This window comes from Phorcysia thermohydrogeniphila, from assembly GCF_004339575.1.
In the GTDB taxonomy this organism is placed as follows: domain Bacteria; phylum Aquificota; class Aquificia; order Desulfurobacteriales; family Desulfurobacteriaceae; genus Phorcysia; species Phorcysia thermohydrogeniphila.
Genome location: NZ_SMFV01000001.1, coordinates 382,369 through 396,147, shown reverse-complemented (window position 1 = coordinate 396,147; position 13,779 = coordinate 382,369). Strand labels below are relative to the sequence as shown.

The window sequence follows — 13,779 nt, the reverse complement described above, 5'->3', positions numbered from 1 at the left end:
CGTAATGTTCTTCTCAAAGGAGGATTTTATATTTGAGGATGACCTCAAGGTAAAAGTAGGTTTCTTCCACTTTTCCAGCTGTTCGGGATGTCAAGTTTCCTTCCTTGACATGTTTGAAGATGCCGTTGAAATACTTGATACGGTAGAGCTTGTCTACTCCAATATGTTAACGAAGAGGGAAACTATACCCCGTATGCACGTTGCCTTCGCAGAAGGAACTTTGTGCATAGAAGACAAGAGACACCTCTCTTTAGCAAGGGAGCTTGCAGAAAAAGCAAACATAATCGTTACGGTTGGAGCTTGTGCTTCCTTCGGCGGAATAAGAAGGTTAAGCGTTGGGAGTCAACCTCCCCAACCGTCGCATCAGTCCTTTATTCCACTAACAGAAGTAGAGATACTTAAGGGAAAGATTAAGTACGCAATTCCCGGCTGTCCTCCCAACCCATCTTTGCTCTACAACTTCATGCTGGCTCTCCTTGAGGTAAACGAGGATTTCTTACAACCCTTTGAATTTATGGCTTCCTCTAAGGACGCTTCCGGCTACGATGTTGTCAAGGAAGTCATAAATAAGGGACTCTGCGTAGGATGTGGAACGTGCGTAACTGCGTGTCCGGCAAGGGCCCTTGGCTTTAACTACACTTACGGGAAGCCAACCTTTAATCCATTGTTCTGCGTTCACTGCGGTTCGTGCCTTGCAGCGTGTCCGCAGAGTTTCAAACCTTATCCACAACCGGTTTACTAAGAGGAAGAAATGCTAAGGCTGGATAGGAACTTCTTGTTGGGGAAGGTAAAAAGCATCTATCGTGTAGTTTCTGAGGGGGAAAATCCTCTCCAGTTAGTTCTTAAAAAGGTGATGGAACTGGAAATCATAGATGGGGTTCTTTCTGCAAAAAGGGAAGAAGAAAAGATAGTTCCAAAGCTCTTTAGAACTCCTGCTGAGATAGAGCTCTCTCCTATAAACAGCTCTTTTGGAATAAACACCCTTCTTAAAAAGGCCATTCAGAAGTATCACCTGAGTAGAATTGCGGTAGTTGCTCCTTCCTGCGTGATGGACGGCTTAAACAAGACCCAGTACTACGGTATCGGTTGTAACTGGGTAAAGACAGCGGTAGCTCTAAAAGTGGGTATCCTCTGTACCGGAGCGCTTACTCAGGAGAGTTTAAGCTGTGAAGTCCTTGACCTTTTGGGTGAAAGAGAAGAAGTTGAAAGGTGCTATTACACGGAGTTGGGTCTGGTTTATAAACTCTCCTCAGGGAAGGAGCTCCCGGTCAACGTGGAAGTTCACCACCACTACGTGAGCTCTGCCTGTAGGTACTGTTTGAACCTTTCAGCCAGAGGTTCGGATATAACTTACATTCCTGAAAGGGAAGAAAACAGCGGAATATTTATAATAAGGAGTGAGAGGGGGTGGAGAACCCTCGGATTGCTCCAGAAGAGGTTTCCTTCTCTCCTGAAATTTAATATTTTAAGAATATCAGACATTTCTTACGTTGAGGAACTCCTTAGGAAAAAGATGATTCTCAACATAGACTCTATCTTAGAAAGGGTTGAAATGGGACTACCGGGTTCCAAGTGGGATGGAAATAGGTTTAGGAAGTTTTACAGAGTTTGGAACGCGATAAGCGACTTTAATATTGAAGAGGAGGTATTCTAAAATGATTACCTACGAAAGTGTTCTGAAAGAAGAGTTCTTAGAGAAGGCAGAGTTCCTTAAGGTTCTTGGTCATCCAGAAAGGCTTGCAATAGCTCTTCTTGTTTACGAGCAAGAAATGTGCGTTAAGGACTTAGTTAACATCCTTGGAATTTCCCAGCCAAAGGTTTCCCAACACGTTGGACTGATGAAGGAGCTGGGAATCCTTTCCTTTAGGAAGGAAGGAACGAAAGTTATGTATAGGCTTTCCAATCCTGTTGTAAAGGAAATTTTAGACATCCTGTTTGGTTAAAGTCTTCCAGTTCTACTTATCTCTTCTCTTTATCTTCGTGTGGAGGGGGGTGTTATTTGTTGAATTCAGGATTGGCTGTGGTGGTTGTTTTTTTTTACCTGCCCGATTTTCTCGTTAGCATATAAAGAATTCTTTATATAAAAAATACTTAATTAAGTATCATAAAATTCAAAATAAAGAAAATAAAATCTTTATGATACTCTTGACGAGCTTAAAGACTTTCTCTAAAATCTTGTAAAAAGTTGATGCATAAACTGATATAAGGAGGACAAAATGGATAGAAGCATCTTTATGGGGGGACTCCCGGGAACCGTTTCACGAAGGGGGTTTCTTAGAGCCTGCGCTATAGCAACAGCTGCTATGGGACTTCCGATGGAAATGGTGACCAAAGTGGCAGAAGCTGCCCAGAACCCTCAAAGGCCCCGCGTTGTTTGGCTTCATTTTCAGGAGTGTACGGGGTGTTCAGAGTCTCTCCTTAGGGCATCACATCCAGACTTAGCATCTCTAATCCTTGACCTGATTTCCCTTGACTACCACGAAACTCTCATGGCTGCTGCTGGTAAGCAGGCGGAGGAAAACTTAGAAAAAGCTATAGAAGAAGGTAACTACATTTTAGTAGTTGAGGGAGCAATTCCCCTCAAGGATGGGGGAGTTTACTGTAAGATTGCTGGAAAGACAGCAGTAGAAATACTTAAAAAAGCGGCAGAGAAAGCAATTGCAATAATTACAATTGGAACATGTGCTTCCTTTGGCGGAATCCAAGCAGCTAAACCCAATCCAACGGGTGCAGTAGGCGTTAGGGACATCATCAAGGACAAGCCAATCATCAACGTCCCCGGCTGTCCACCAAACCCTCACAACTTCCTCTCTACCGTTCTGTACTACCTCACCTTTAAGAAGCTTCCTCCAACTGACAGGTATGGAAGACCCCTCTTTGCCTTCGGAAGGAAGATTCATGACCACTGCGAAAGAAGGCCTCACTTTGACGAAGGAAGGTACGTTGAGCAGTTCGGAGACGAAGGACACAAGCTTGGCTTCTGTCTCTACAAGGTTGGATGTAAGGGACCTGAAACCTACTCCAACTGTCCAGTTATCAGGTTTAACGATGTAGAAGTATGGCCTGTCTCCGTCGGTAACGGTTGTTACGGCTGTACAGAGCCAAACTTCTGGGATACCATGTCTCCGTTCCACAAGAGGTTGCCAAACGTCAAGATACCCGGTGGTAAGGGAATTCAGGCAAGCGCTACTGAAATTGGAAAGACAGCTCTTGGCGTTACAGCAGCGGCTATTGCAGTTCACGCTGGTGTTGGTATCGCCAAGAAACTTGCGACAGGTTCCAAGTCTGAAGAGTAACTAAAAACTCTATGGGGAGGTTTCAAAGATGGCTAAAAGAGTAGTCGTTGACCCTATTACGAGAATAGAAGGTCACCTTAGAATAGAGGTTCTACCAGAGAACGGCTACATAAAGGATGCCTACTCCTCTGCTCAGATGTGGAGGGGAATAGAGATAATCCTACAGGGTAGAGAGCCAGACGATGCGTGGATGTTTACCCAGAGAATTTGTGGAGTTTGTACAACTGTTCACGCTATAGCTTCCGTTAGGTCTGTTGAGAATGCTCTTAACCTTGAGGTCCCCTACAACGCTCAGATGATTAGAAACATCATAATTGCAGCCCATGCCCTCCACGACCACATCGTTCACTTCTACCACCTTTCAGCCCTTGACTGGGTTGACGTAGTTTCTGCCCTTAAGGCTGACCCTCATAAGACCGCTAAGCTTGCAGAGAGCATCTCTGACTGGAAGTTAAACGGTGCTTCCGTATTTAAGGCCGTTCAAGAAAAGCTCAAGAAGTTCGTTGAAAGCGGACAGCTTGGCCCCTTTGCCAACGGTTACTGGGGACACCCTGCAATGAAGCTTCCACCTGAGGTCAACCTCTTAGCGGTTACCCATTACCTTCAGGCCCTTGACTACCAGAGAAAGGCCGACATGGCAATAGCCATCTTGGGCGGTAAGAACCCTCACATCCAGAACCTTGCAGTAGGTGGCGTTTCTACTGCTGTTAATCCGGACCACGAAGCAACCCTCAATATGGAAAGGCTCTACTACATCAAGCAACTCCTTGAAGAGGTTAGAGAGTTCGTCCACAAGGTTTACGTTCCTGACGTGATTGCTATATGTGCTCTCTACAAGGAGTGGCTTCAGTACGGAAGGGGCGTTGACAACTACCTTGCAGTTCCAGACCTTCCACAGGATACAAAGGGAGAAGTGTTTGACCTTCCGGGCGGAACGATATTTGGGGGAGACCTCTCTACGGTCAAGCCGATTAAGAGGTTTGGAGACCCCTACTTTGTTGAGAACGTTCGTGAGTGTATTGCTCACTCTTGGTACAAAGGAGACTGGACCAGACATCCTTGGGAAGAAGAAACCGTTCCTTACTACACCGGATTTAAGCCAGATGGAACTGTTGACGAGAAAGGTAAGTACTCTTGGGCTAAAGCTCCAAGGTTCAAACGTGGCAACGAGTACGTTCCGATGCAGGTTGGTCCTCTTGCGCAAGTTCTCGTCGGATACGCCCTTGGACACGAGCTTACGAGGAAGTACGTTGATAGAGCTCTCTCAACTCTTAGCAGCTTAGCGGGCGTGAAAGTGGACGTAGATGCTCTCCAGTCCACACCGGGAAGACACCTTGCAAGGGCTATAAGGGCTCAGGTAATCTCCGACCTTGCGATAAAGCAGTGGGAGCAACTCGTTGACAACATTGGAAGGGGAGACCTTGAAATTTACAACCCACCTTCCTACCCAGCAGGAGAGATAAGGGGATGCGGCTTCCACGAAGCTCCAAGGGGAACTCTCTCCCACTGGTGCGTTATTGAAAACGGAAAGATTAAGAACTACCAGTGCGTAGTTCCTTCTACTTGGAACGTTAGCCCAAGGGATACAAAGGGACAAATGGGACCTTACGAGGCATCCCTCATTGGTAACCCAATAGCCGACCCAGAGAGGCCTCTTGAAGTTCTCAGAACAATCCACTCCTTTGACCCTTGCCTTGCTTGTGCTGTACACGTAATTGACCCGAAGGGAGAGGAAATAGTTAAGGTGAAAGTTCTTTAAGGGGAGCGGCGCCTCCCCCTTTTTAAGCCTATAGTAGGGAGGACAAAATGGCTGTTTATGAGAAAAAGTACGTCTGGAGCATACTGCTCAGGCTCTTTCACTGGTCCTTTGCACTGTCAATTTTTACCCTCATAGTTACGGGACTTTACATAAACTGGCCTTGGACAAACACTTGGATGGAAGGAAGCCACCAGTTCACGATGGCTACTATGAGGTGGATACACTTCATAGCTGGTATGATTTTTACCTGTGCGGTAATCCTCAGGCTCTACCTTTGGTTCTTCGGAAACAAGTATGAAAGGCTTACGGACTTCCTTCCGATTAACGGGAGAAACGTAAAGAACCTCTTTTCTACCCTCCTCTACTACGCATACCTTACAAACGAACATGAGGAGAGAGCTGGACACAACGCTTTAGCAGGAACTGCTTACTTCTTCACTATCATTCTCGCAGTTATTCAGGCCATTACAGGACTTTACCTTCTCTATCCTGAGAGCAATTTCTTTGGCTCACTTGGTTCTATCTTTGGAACTCAGCAAGAGGCAAGGTTCATACACCATCTTATCAACTGGTACTTTGCTTGGTTTATCCTCGTTCACCTCTACATTGTAGTTTGGAACAGCATCAGGAATCCAGAGGGTCTTGTTTCTTCAATCTTTGACGGTCACAAGTTTCTCCACAAAAAGTAAACCTTGTAAACTTTAACTTTGAACTTTAAAGGGGGAGGTTTCTCCCCCTTATATTTTTAAGGAGGAACTTAGGTGGAAAAGATAGGAGTTATGGGAGTAGGGAACGTTCTCCTTAGGGACGAAGGTTTTGGAGTGAAGCTTCTCTATATCCTTCAAGCAAAGTATGAATTTCCGGACAACGTTATCCTCATAGACGGAGGTACTGCCGGAATTCTCCTTTCTCCAGAGATTGACCAACTTGATAAGCTCCTCATCATAGACGTAGTAAGGGCAGAGGGAAAGCCGGGAGACATAAAGCTCTACGAGAAGGAAGATTTCTTTCTGGATAGATTACCTTTAAAACTCTCTCCCCACCAGCTCGGCCTTCAGGAAGTTTTACTTTTGAACGAGATAAAGGGAAGTTGTCCCAAGGAGATAAAGTTGGTTGGAGTTATTCCCAAGTCCATAGAAACGGGAACTAACTTGTCGCCCGAACTGGAGGAAAAGATACCTGAAGTTGAAAGGTTAGTTCTTGAAATACTAAGAGCTTGGGGAGTAGAGCCGAAAGAGAAAGAAGAGCCTGAAACCCTTAACCTCTGGTGGGAAAAGAAACCTTCTGAGGAGGCTTGAATGTGTGTAGGCGTTCCTATGAAACTTGTGGAGATTGACTATCCTATGGCTGTTGCTGAAGCCAAAGGAGTGAGAAGGAACATTAGCCTAATGCTCTTACCTGAGGATAAGGTGAAGGTTGGAGACTACGTGATGGTTCACGTCGGAAATGCTATAGAAGTCATTGACGAAAAGGAAGCTAAGGAGATCTGGAAGGTTCTTGACGAAATTATAACGGTACTTGATAAAGAGGGAAAGTAAGCATGCATGAAACCTCAATTGCTTTGGGGCTTCTTCGTTCTCTTTCTGAAATTGCAGAAAGAGAAAAGGCGAAGAAAATAACCAGAGTTAAGGTAAAAATTGGAAAACTTTCAGGTATTGTTATTGATTCCTTTAAGTTTGCCTTTGATGCCCTTAAAGGGGAGTTTAAAGAAGTGAAAGATGCCGAGCTTCTGGTGGAGGAAGTTTCTTTAGTTTACAAGTGTAAAGATTGTGGAAGAGAATTTGAAGTGGACTCTGTCTACTTTCCTGAGTGTCCAGCCTGCAAATCTTTAAATCTTGCCCTTATTAGTGGGGAGGAGCTTGAGGTGGTGGAGGTTGAATTAGAGGTTTAGAGAATGAAAGTTAAGGAAATTTTTAACAGTGATTTCGCGATTTACTACGAAAAGGTAATAAACAGGCTTACAAGTCCAATACAGATAGATAAGTGGCGAAAGACTTTAGTGAAAGGAGCTGTTGCTCTTCGTCCAGATGCTGTTACTGTTGTGGATTGTTGTTCAGGAGCTGGAAACGTTGGGAAGTTTTACTTGAAAGAAAATCCCCGTGCAGTCCTAATTAACTGCGACATAAGTAGGCCCCTTCTTGGGCTTGCTAAGGAAAATTTTGCCACTAATCAAAATGTTTTTTGTGTTTGTTCTGATAACAGATTCTTCCCGATTAAGGACAGAAGCGTTGACATTCTGTTTTCTTCTTTTTGCGTGAGAAATTCTCCAGAACCTTTGTTAACAGTTGAAGAGGCTAAGAGAGTAATCAAAAAGGGGGGAGTCTGGGCGATTCTTGACTTCTTTAAACTGGAGAGGGATGATGCCTGTACCGTTGCCAATAATTTCATATTTAGGTTTTTCATGAAGCTCAATGGCATAGTAGTGCCATCTTACTCAGAAGCCATAAACTACCTGTTTGAGTCTATAGAGAACTTTTACACTGCAAGGGAGTTTAGAAAAGTTCTCCTTAAATTTGGTTTCACCGTTGTTAAACTCAAGGAGTTTATGGGAGGAATTGCAAGCGTCTTAATAGCTATAAAGGAGGAGGTGTAACGATGTGTGACGTTTGTGGCTGTGGTAATCACGGAAATACTATGGTTGTTTCCGATGATTCAGCGAGGAAGACTGTAGAAGTGAAGAAAAGCCTTTTAGACGAGAATGAGAGGGTTGCTGAGGTAAACAGAAAGCACTTTGACGAAAAGGGCGTTTTGGCTATAAACCTTATCAGCTCTCCCGGTTCGGGTAAGACTACGCTCCTTGAGAAAACCATAGAGGCTCTAAAGGGCGAGTTTAAAATAGGGGTTCTTGAAGGGGACATAGAGACAGAGAGGGATGCTGAGAGGGTAAGGGCTAAGGGAGCTTATGCCGTTCAGCTTACGACAGGAGGGGCGTGTCACCTTGAAGCTCCCCTTGTCCACAAGGGTTTCCACGCCCTTGAAAAGCAGATGGATGGAGGAGCTCCAGATATCCTCTTCATAGAGAACGTTGGCAACTTGGTGTGTCCTTCTTCCTTCTACCTCGGGGAGCACGTAAGGGTAGTTCTCGTTTCCGTTCCTGAAGGTCCAGACAAGCCTGCAAAGTACCCAAAAGCTTTTAAAACCTCAGATGTTTTCATCATTACAAAGGCAGACCTTCTTCCTTACTTTGACTTTGACGTTGAGAAGGTTAAGGAAGAGGCTCTCTCCCTTAACCCTAATCTAAGGATATTTGTCCTTTCGGCAAAAACCGGAGAGGGAATGGAGGAGTGGCTAAACTACCTTAGGGAACTTAAAAAGGGCTAATTAAGATATTTGCTTTAAGGGGAGGGAGAGGGAAGTTTGTAAAATTTCCTTTACACTATCATTTCACGAGAGAAAGAATGAGAAAAATAGCTGCATTCATTTTAACGCTTCTAACCGCCACGAGTTCTTATGCCGTTACTACAGATGAACTAAAAGAGCTGATAGACCGCAATGCTTTGGGCCTTGTCAGCGAGAGGGCTTTAGTTGAAAAGAGCAAGCTCTCTGCAAAGGCGACCCTACGTTCTTTCTTCCCAACCCTTTCTCTTTCTGCCGGCGTTACAGAGTTTTACCCCAATCAAACCTTTACTTCAAAGTCTTGGGAACAGCAGTATACCTTAGGCCTTTCATTAACGGCTACGCCTGTTGACCTCAGAAAAAAGGTTCAGCTTAAGATTGATAGGTATTTCGTTAAGGTAGGTGAAGATAACCTTAATGTGGTTAGGCTTAGCTTGTACTACGAAGGAATATCCGCTCTCTTTAAGTTAAAAGCGCTGAAGGAAAAGATAGAGCTTAGGAAGAAAATTCTAAGGAACAGTCAGGAGATACTCTCTGTAGCTGAGAAGAAGTATAAAGAGGGGCTTGTCCTCATAACCGACGTTTTAAAGGCCGAGTCTGAGGTTGAAAGTGCAAGGAGCTCCCTCTCCGAAGCCCTTATGGAGTACATCCAGACCTTTAACTCTCTAAACGAGCTCGTGGACTACGCTCTTCCTGAAGGTGAAACTCCAGAAGTTGAGCTGAAAAAAGACTACTCCGTTCCAGAAAAAGAGGAGCTCCTGAAAAAAGCCTTTACCCTTAGACCTGAAGTGAAGAAGGCAGAAAAGGAGGTAAAAGTAGCCAAGCTAAGCGTGGAGCTCCAGAAAAAGACCCTCTCCCCTACAGTTAACCTTTCGGCCTCCTACTCCCGCTCTGGGACCTCTTTCTTCCCGAGAGAAAATAGCTATGACCTCTCCCTCTCCTTAAACTTTCCTGTCTTTGACAGCGGCGTAACCTCCCTCCGCTCAATGGCGGCCGAAAAGGATCTTGTTGTCAAGGAGGTAGAGCTCAAAAAGGTAAAAAACAGCGTAAAAACGGAAGTTCTAAACGCTTTAGAGTCCCTCAAGGCAAGTAGGGAGATATTAAAATCTTCAGAAGCCTTTTTAAAGTTTTCTCGGAGGTCCTATGAGAGAGCTCTAAACGAGTATAAACTCGGGGTCTCCGACATCGTTGCTCTCCTTCAGGCCCATGAGAACTTGAAGAAGGCGGAAGAGTCCTACATTGACGCCCTTCTGAAGCTAAACCTTTCTTGGCTTCAGCTGCAGAAGGCAACCGGAGAGCTCCTTGGAGGTAGGAAGTGAAGAAGTTTTTAGCATTTCTGTTAATAGTCCTTGCGGCGGTCGGTTTTATCTACTTTAAGTCAAAAAAAGAGGTAAAAATCGTTCCGGTAGAGACCGTTACCGTAAAGAGAGGGGAGGTCAAGAGGGTAATAGACGCAACCGGAATAATTAAGCCTCAGGTTGGAGCTGAGATAAAGGTGGGAGCACGGATTTCTGGAACGGTTGTTAAGGAGAATGTTAAGGTAGGCGACTACGTTAAAAAGGGAGACCTCATAGCCGTTATAGACAACAGGGAGCTGAAGGAGGAGCTTAAAAAGGCAAAGGCGAGGCTTGAGGAGATTAAGAGAACCTACCCTGAAAAGATAAAGGCTCAGGAGTTAAAACTCCAGTCAGCCCTTGCGGAGCTAAGGTCGGCAGAAGCTAAGCTTAGAGCAGAGGAAGAAAACTACAGGCTGAAAAAGTGGGAGCTTGAGAGGCAGGAGGAGCTCTTTAAAGCCGGCTACACAACCGAGCAGAAGCTAAAACAGGCGAGGTTTGAGTTTAGACAGGCAGAGAGTAATTTAAAGTCGGCTCAAGAAGCTTTGAAGAAGGCAAAGCTTGAGGTTGAAGTAGCTAAGAGGGACCTTGAAGAGCTAAAAAAGAAATTTAAAGCGGAGCTCTCTGTAGCAGAGGCTAACCTTAAGCAGGCAGAAATCCGCTACTCCTACTCCTTCATATACGCTCCGAAGAGTGGGATTATCTCCTTCGTTTCCACTCAGGAGGGGGAGACTGTTGTTGCAGGCCTTAACGCTCCTCAGTTTGTAACAATCCTTGACCCTGAGAAACTTGAAAACTGGATATACGTTGACGAAACGGAAATTGGAAAAGTTAAAAAAGGTATGGAAGTTGTCTTTACGGTTGATACTTACAGGGATAGAGTCTTTCGTGCTAAGGTAGAGGAAATTTACCCTCAGCCTGAAAAGAAAAACAACGTTGTCTACTACATAGTCGTTGCAAGAGGTTTTAAAAACGTAGAGCTCCTTCGCCCTGAAATGACGACCCACAACTCCATAATATCCGGAGTTAAAAAGGGCGTTCTTGTTGTTCCAAACGCAGCCGTCAAGTGGAAGAACGGAAAGTATGTCGTCTATAAAGTGGAGGGAAGGCAGGTTAAGGAAGTTCCTGTAAAGGTAGGCTGGAGCGATGAGCAGTTTACGGAGATAGTTTCTGGCCTTAAAGAGGGCGATACAGTTGCTATAAGGGTAGAGAAAAGGTAGTTTGGAGGGGCTTTGAAGGAAAGTTTCCGAATTCACATAGTTGGTATAGGCGGTATAGGAATGTCCGGAATAGCCCTCATTCTAAAGGAGAGGGGGTATGCCGTTCAGGGTTCAGACCTAAAAGAGAGCTCTATGGTAAAAAAGCTTAAAGAGAAAGGCATAAAGGTTTTCTTAGGACATAAACCCGAAAACGTTCACGGGGCTGACGTTGTTATCCACTCTTCTGCCGTAAAAGAGGATAACGTTGAGATACTTGAGGCTAAGAAGCTTGGCATTCCGGTAATTCCGAGGGCTGACGTTCTCTCTGACATAATGAGGTTTAAGGAGGGTATTGCCGTCGCCGGAACTCACGGAAAAACGACGACCAGCTCTATGATAGCGACTATTCTGTATAGGGCCGGTTTAGAGCCAACGATAATCGTTGGAGGAAGGCTTTCTTTCCTTGGAGGAATCAACGCCCAAAGTGGAAATGGAAGGTGGCTTGTTGCGGAGGCGGACGAAAGTGACGGAACCTTCCTAAAACTTACGCCGACTATTTCGGTAATTACGAACATAGATACAGATCATCTGGACTACTACGGTTCCTTTGAGAAGCTTAAGGAGGCTTTTCTTGATTTTGCAAACAGGGTTTCCTTTCACGGGAAAGTTATCCTCTGTGGCGAGTGTCCGAATGTGAGGGAGATACTGCCGAAGGTTTACAAGAGAAGGCTCGTTTACGGATTTAGTTCTGAAAGTGACTTTTACGCAAATGCTGTTACTCCTGTAGGTCTTGGCTCCATATTTACCGTTTTCTATAGGGGTAAGGAGCTCGGACGGGTAAAGTTAAACGTTCCGGGAAGACACAACGTCTTAAACGCCCTTGCGGCAATTGCCACTTCCCTTGAAGTTGGGATTCCCTTTAAAGAGGTGGCAGAGTACTTGGAGCTCTTCAGGAACGCCAGCCGCAGGATGGAGCTAAAGGGGACGGTGAACGGAGTTACCTTTATTGATGACTACGCCCACCATCCGGTAGAGATAGAGAGCTCCTTTAGGGCTCTTAAAGGGTCTTTCCCAGATAGGAGGCTCGTTGTTCTCTTTCAACCCCACAGGTTCTCAAGGGTGAGCTCTCTCTGGAGGGAGTTTGTTAACGTCCTAAAGGGGATAGAGAACCTCTACATCTGTGACATTTACCCTGCAGGTGAGACACCAATACCGGGAATTACAGCAGAAAGACTTGCAAAGGAGTGTGGTGCTGTTTACTGCGGTTCCCTTGAGGAAGCCTGTGCTATTCTCTCTGGAGTTTTACAGGAGGGAGACGTTTTCCTCTCAATGGGGGCAGGGGACGTTACAAGGGCCTTTGAACTTATAACAAAGGGCAGCGGCTAAGAACCGCTACCCCTCATCAAGAACCTGAGGAATTAGCTGGTTCAGGAGTTTCGGGTTAGCCTTACCCTTAGTTTCCTTCATGACTTGACCTATCAGGTACTTAACGGCTTTTTGCTTCTGCTTTTCGTTACCCTCTTTGTACTGCTTTACGGCCTTTTCGTTATTTGCAAGTACTTTCTTGATAATCTCTTTTAGGGCTGACTCATCGGATATCTGGGTAAGTCCCTTCTCCTCTACGATTGTCTTGGGCTCTTTGCCGCTTTTAACCATTTCAGGGATTATCTCTTCCTTAGCGACCCTTATGGAGACAACTCCCTTATCAACGAGCTCAAGGAGCTGGGCAACGTGCTCGGGTTTGGCTGGAGACTCTGATATCTCAATCTTCTCTTCGTTTAGAGCGCCAAGGAGGTCAGAGATGATGATGTTTGCTACCTTCTTTGCTTCTCCGGAGTAGCTCTTCGCTGCTTTCTCAAAGAACTCAGCTAAGGCCTTGTCCCTAACTAAGATGTCGGCGTCGTAAGGGGTTATCTTGTACTTCTCAATGAAGCGTTCCTTGACTTGGTCAGGGAGCTCCGGAAGTGAAGCCTTAATCGCCTCAAGCCACTCGTCGTCTATTATGAGAGGTGGAAGGTCGGGCTCCGGGAAGTACCTGTAGTCCTCTGCCTCTTCCTTCGTCCTCATAGTCTTTGTAATACCTTTCTGGGAGTCAAACAGGCGAGTTTCCTGAACAACTTCACCGCCGCTCTTTATAACCTTTATTTGTCTTTCAATCTCGTACTCGAGAGCTTTCTGGATAAAGCGGAAAGAGTTGACGTTCTTTATCTCCGTCCTGACGCCGAGCTTATCAGACCCCTTTGGCCTAACGGAAACGTTTGCGTCACACCTTAAAGAACCTTCCTCAAGGTTTCCGTCGTTTACACCTATCCAGACAAGGATATCGCGGAGCTTCTGCATGTAGAGCCTTGCCTCTTCCGGCGTGGAGATGTCCGGCTCTGAAACGATCTCAATCAGGGGAGTTCCGGCTCTGTTTAGGTCAACGTAGGAATTTGGGTCTAAACCTTCTCCGTGGATTGTCTTTCCTGCGTCCTCTTCAAGGTGGATGCGGCGAATTCTGATTTTCTTCTTTGTCCCGTCGGGTTTTTCTATCTCTATCCAGCCGTTTTCGGCAAAGGGAAGCTCATACTGGGTAATCTGGTAGGCCTTGGGGAGGTCTGGGTAAAAGTAGTGTTTCCTTGCAAAGACAGAATACCTGTTAATCTTGCAGTTTAGGGCTAAAGCGGCCTTTACGGCGTACTCAACGGCCTTTTTGTTGAGGACTGGAAGTGAGCCGGGCATTCCAAGGCACACTGGACAGACGTTAGTATTGGGTGGAGCTCCAAATTCGTTCTTACAGCTACAGAAAATCTTTGTATCTGTCAGGAGCTGTGCGTGAACTTCAAGACCAATTACCGCTTCAAACTCCATCCTCA

15 protein-coding genes are annotated in these 13,779 nt (G+C 45.5%); 14 read left to right on the top strand and 1 reads right to left on the bottom strand.

The features are described from left to right. Window positions 1-4 precede the first annotated feature (4 nt). The 14 genes from CLV27_RS01960 to murC all read left to right on the top strand — a co-directional run bounded on the left by CLV27_RS01960 (window position 5) and on the right by murC (window position 12,310). Window positions 5-742 (top strand): NADH-quinone oxidoreductase subunit B family protein, encoded by a 738-nt coding sequence (locus CLV27_RS01960; protein ID WP_132525285.1) that lies wholly within the window; start codon window positions 5-7, stop codon window positions 740-742. Between the two features lie 9 nt (window positions 743-751). Further along, entirely contained in the window at window positions 752-1,654 is a 903-nt protein-coding gene (locus CLV27_RS01955; protein WP_132525283.1) for a Coenzyme F420 hydrogenase/dehydrogenase, beta subunit C-terminal domain, read from the top strand. Between the two features lies 1 nt (window position 1,655). Next, the gene (locus tag CLV27_RS01950; RefSeq protein ID WP_132525281.1) at window positions 1,656-1,943 is read left to right on the top strand and encodes an ArsR/SmtB family transcription factor; all 288 of its coding nucleotides are present in this window, start codon (window positions 1,656-1,658) and stop codon (window positions 1,941-1,943) included. 273 nt (window positions 1,944-2,216) lie between these two features. Next, window positions 2,217-3,296: a hydrogenase small subunit gene (locus CLV27_RS01945; RefSeq protein ID WP_132525279.1), complete on the top strand. Its 1,080-nt coding sequence runs from the start codon at window positions 2,217-2,219 to the stop codon at window positions 3,294-3,296. Window positions 3,297-3,324: 28 nt separating this feature from the next. Beyond that, window positions 3,325-5,055, top strand: coding sequence for a nickel-dependent hydrogenase large subunit (locus CLV27_RS01940; protein WP_132525277.1), 1,731 nt, complete (start codon window positions 3,325-3,327; stop codon window positions 5,053-5,055). A 47-nt stretch (window positions 5,056-5,102) separates the two neighbouring features. Further along, window positions 5,103-5,744 carry a Ni/Fe-hydrogenase, b-type cytochrome subunit gene (gene cybH, locus CLV27_RS01935; protein WP_132525275.1) on the top strand — a complete coding sequence of 214 codons (642 nt, stop codon included), beginning with the start codon at window positions 5,103-5,105 and terminating at the stop codon, window positions 5,742-5,744. 72 nt (window positions 5,745-5,816) lie between these two features. Continuing rightward, a complete protein-coding gene (locus CLV27_RS01930; protein ID WP_132525273.1) occupies window positions 5,817-6,353 on the top strand; it encodes a HyaD/HybD family hydrogenase maturation endopeptidase in 537 nt (178 codons plus the stop codon). After that, window positions 6,354-6,593 carry a HypC/HybG/HupF family hydrogenase formation chaperone gene (locus CLV27_RS01925; protein ID WP_132525271.1) on the top strand — a complete coding sequence of 80 codons (240 nt, stop codon included), beginning with the start codon at window positions 6,354-6,356 and terminating at the stop codon, window positions 6,591-6,593. A gap of 2 nt (window positions 6,594-6,595) precedes the next feature. Next, a complete protein-coding gene (locus CLV27_RS01920; protein ID WP_132525269.1) occupies window positions 6,596-6,946 on the top strand; it encodes a hydrogenase maturation nickel metallochaperone HypA/HybF in 351 nt (116 codons plus the stop codon). A gap of 3 nt (window positions 6,947-6,949) precedes the next feature. Then, entirely contained in the window at window positions 6,950-7,648 is a 699-nt protein-coding gene (locus CLV27_RS01915) for a class I SAM-dependent methyltransferase (protein ID WP_132525267.1), read from the top strand. A 2-nt stretch (window positions 7,649-7,650) separates the two neighbouring features. Beyond that, window positions 7,651-8,376: a hydrogenase nickel incorporation protein HypB gene (gene hypB / locus CLV27_RS01910; RefSeq protein ID WP_132525265.1), complete on the top strand. Its 726-nt coding sequence runs from the start codon at window positions 7,651-7,653 to the stop codon at window positions 8,374-8,376. Window positions 8,377-8,453: 77 nt separating this feature from the next. Continuing rightward, entirely contained in the window at window positions 8,454-9,710 is a 1,257-nt protein-coding gene (locus CLV27_RS01905; protein ID WP_132525263.1) for a TolC family protein, read from the top strand. Next, on the top strand, window positions 9,707-10,945 hold the full coding sequence (locus CLV27_RS01900; protein ID WP_132525261.1) for an efflux RND transporter periplasmic adaptor subunit: 1,239 nt from the start codon (window positions 9,707-9,709) through the stop codon (window positions 10,943-10,945). Before CLV27_RS01905 ends, CLV27_RS01900 begins: the two co-directional genes overlap by 4 nt. Window positions 10,946-10,957: 12 nt before the next feature. Next, window positions 10,958-12,310: a UDP-N-acetylmuramate--L-alanine ligase gene (gene murC, locus CLV27_RS01895; RefSeq protein WP_243644831.1), complete on the top strand. Its 1,353-nt coding sequence runs from the start codon at window positions 10,958-10,960 to the stop codon at window positions 12,308-12,310. 6 nt (window positions 12,311-12,316) lie between these two features. Here the strand turns inward: murC and gatB are convergent, their stop codons facing one another. Continuing rightward, complete coding sequence (gatB, locus tag CLV27_RS01890) at window positions 12,317-13,774, bottom strand: Asp-tRNA(Asn)/Glu-tRNA(Gln) amidotransferase subunit GatB (protein ID WP_132525259.1); 1,458 nt, start codon at window positions 13,772-13,774, stop codon at window positions 12,317-12,319. Between the last annotated feature and the right edge of the window lie 5 nt (window positions 13,775-13,779).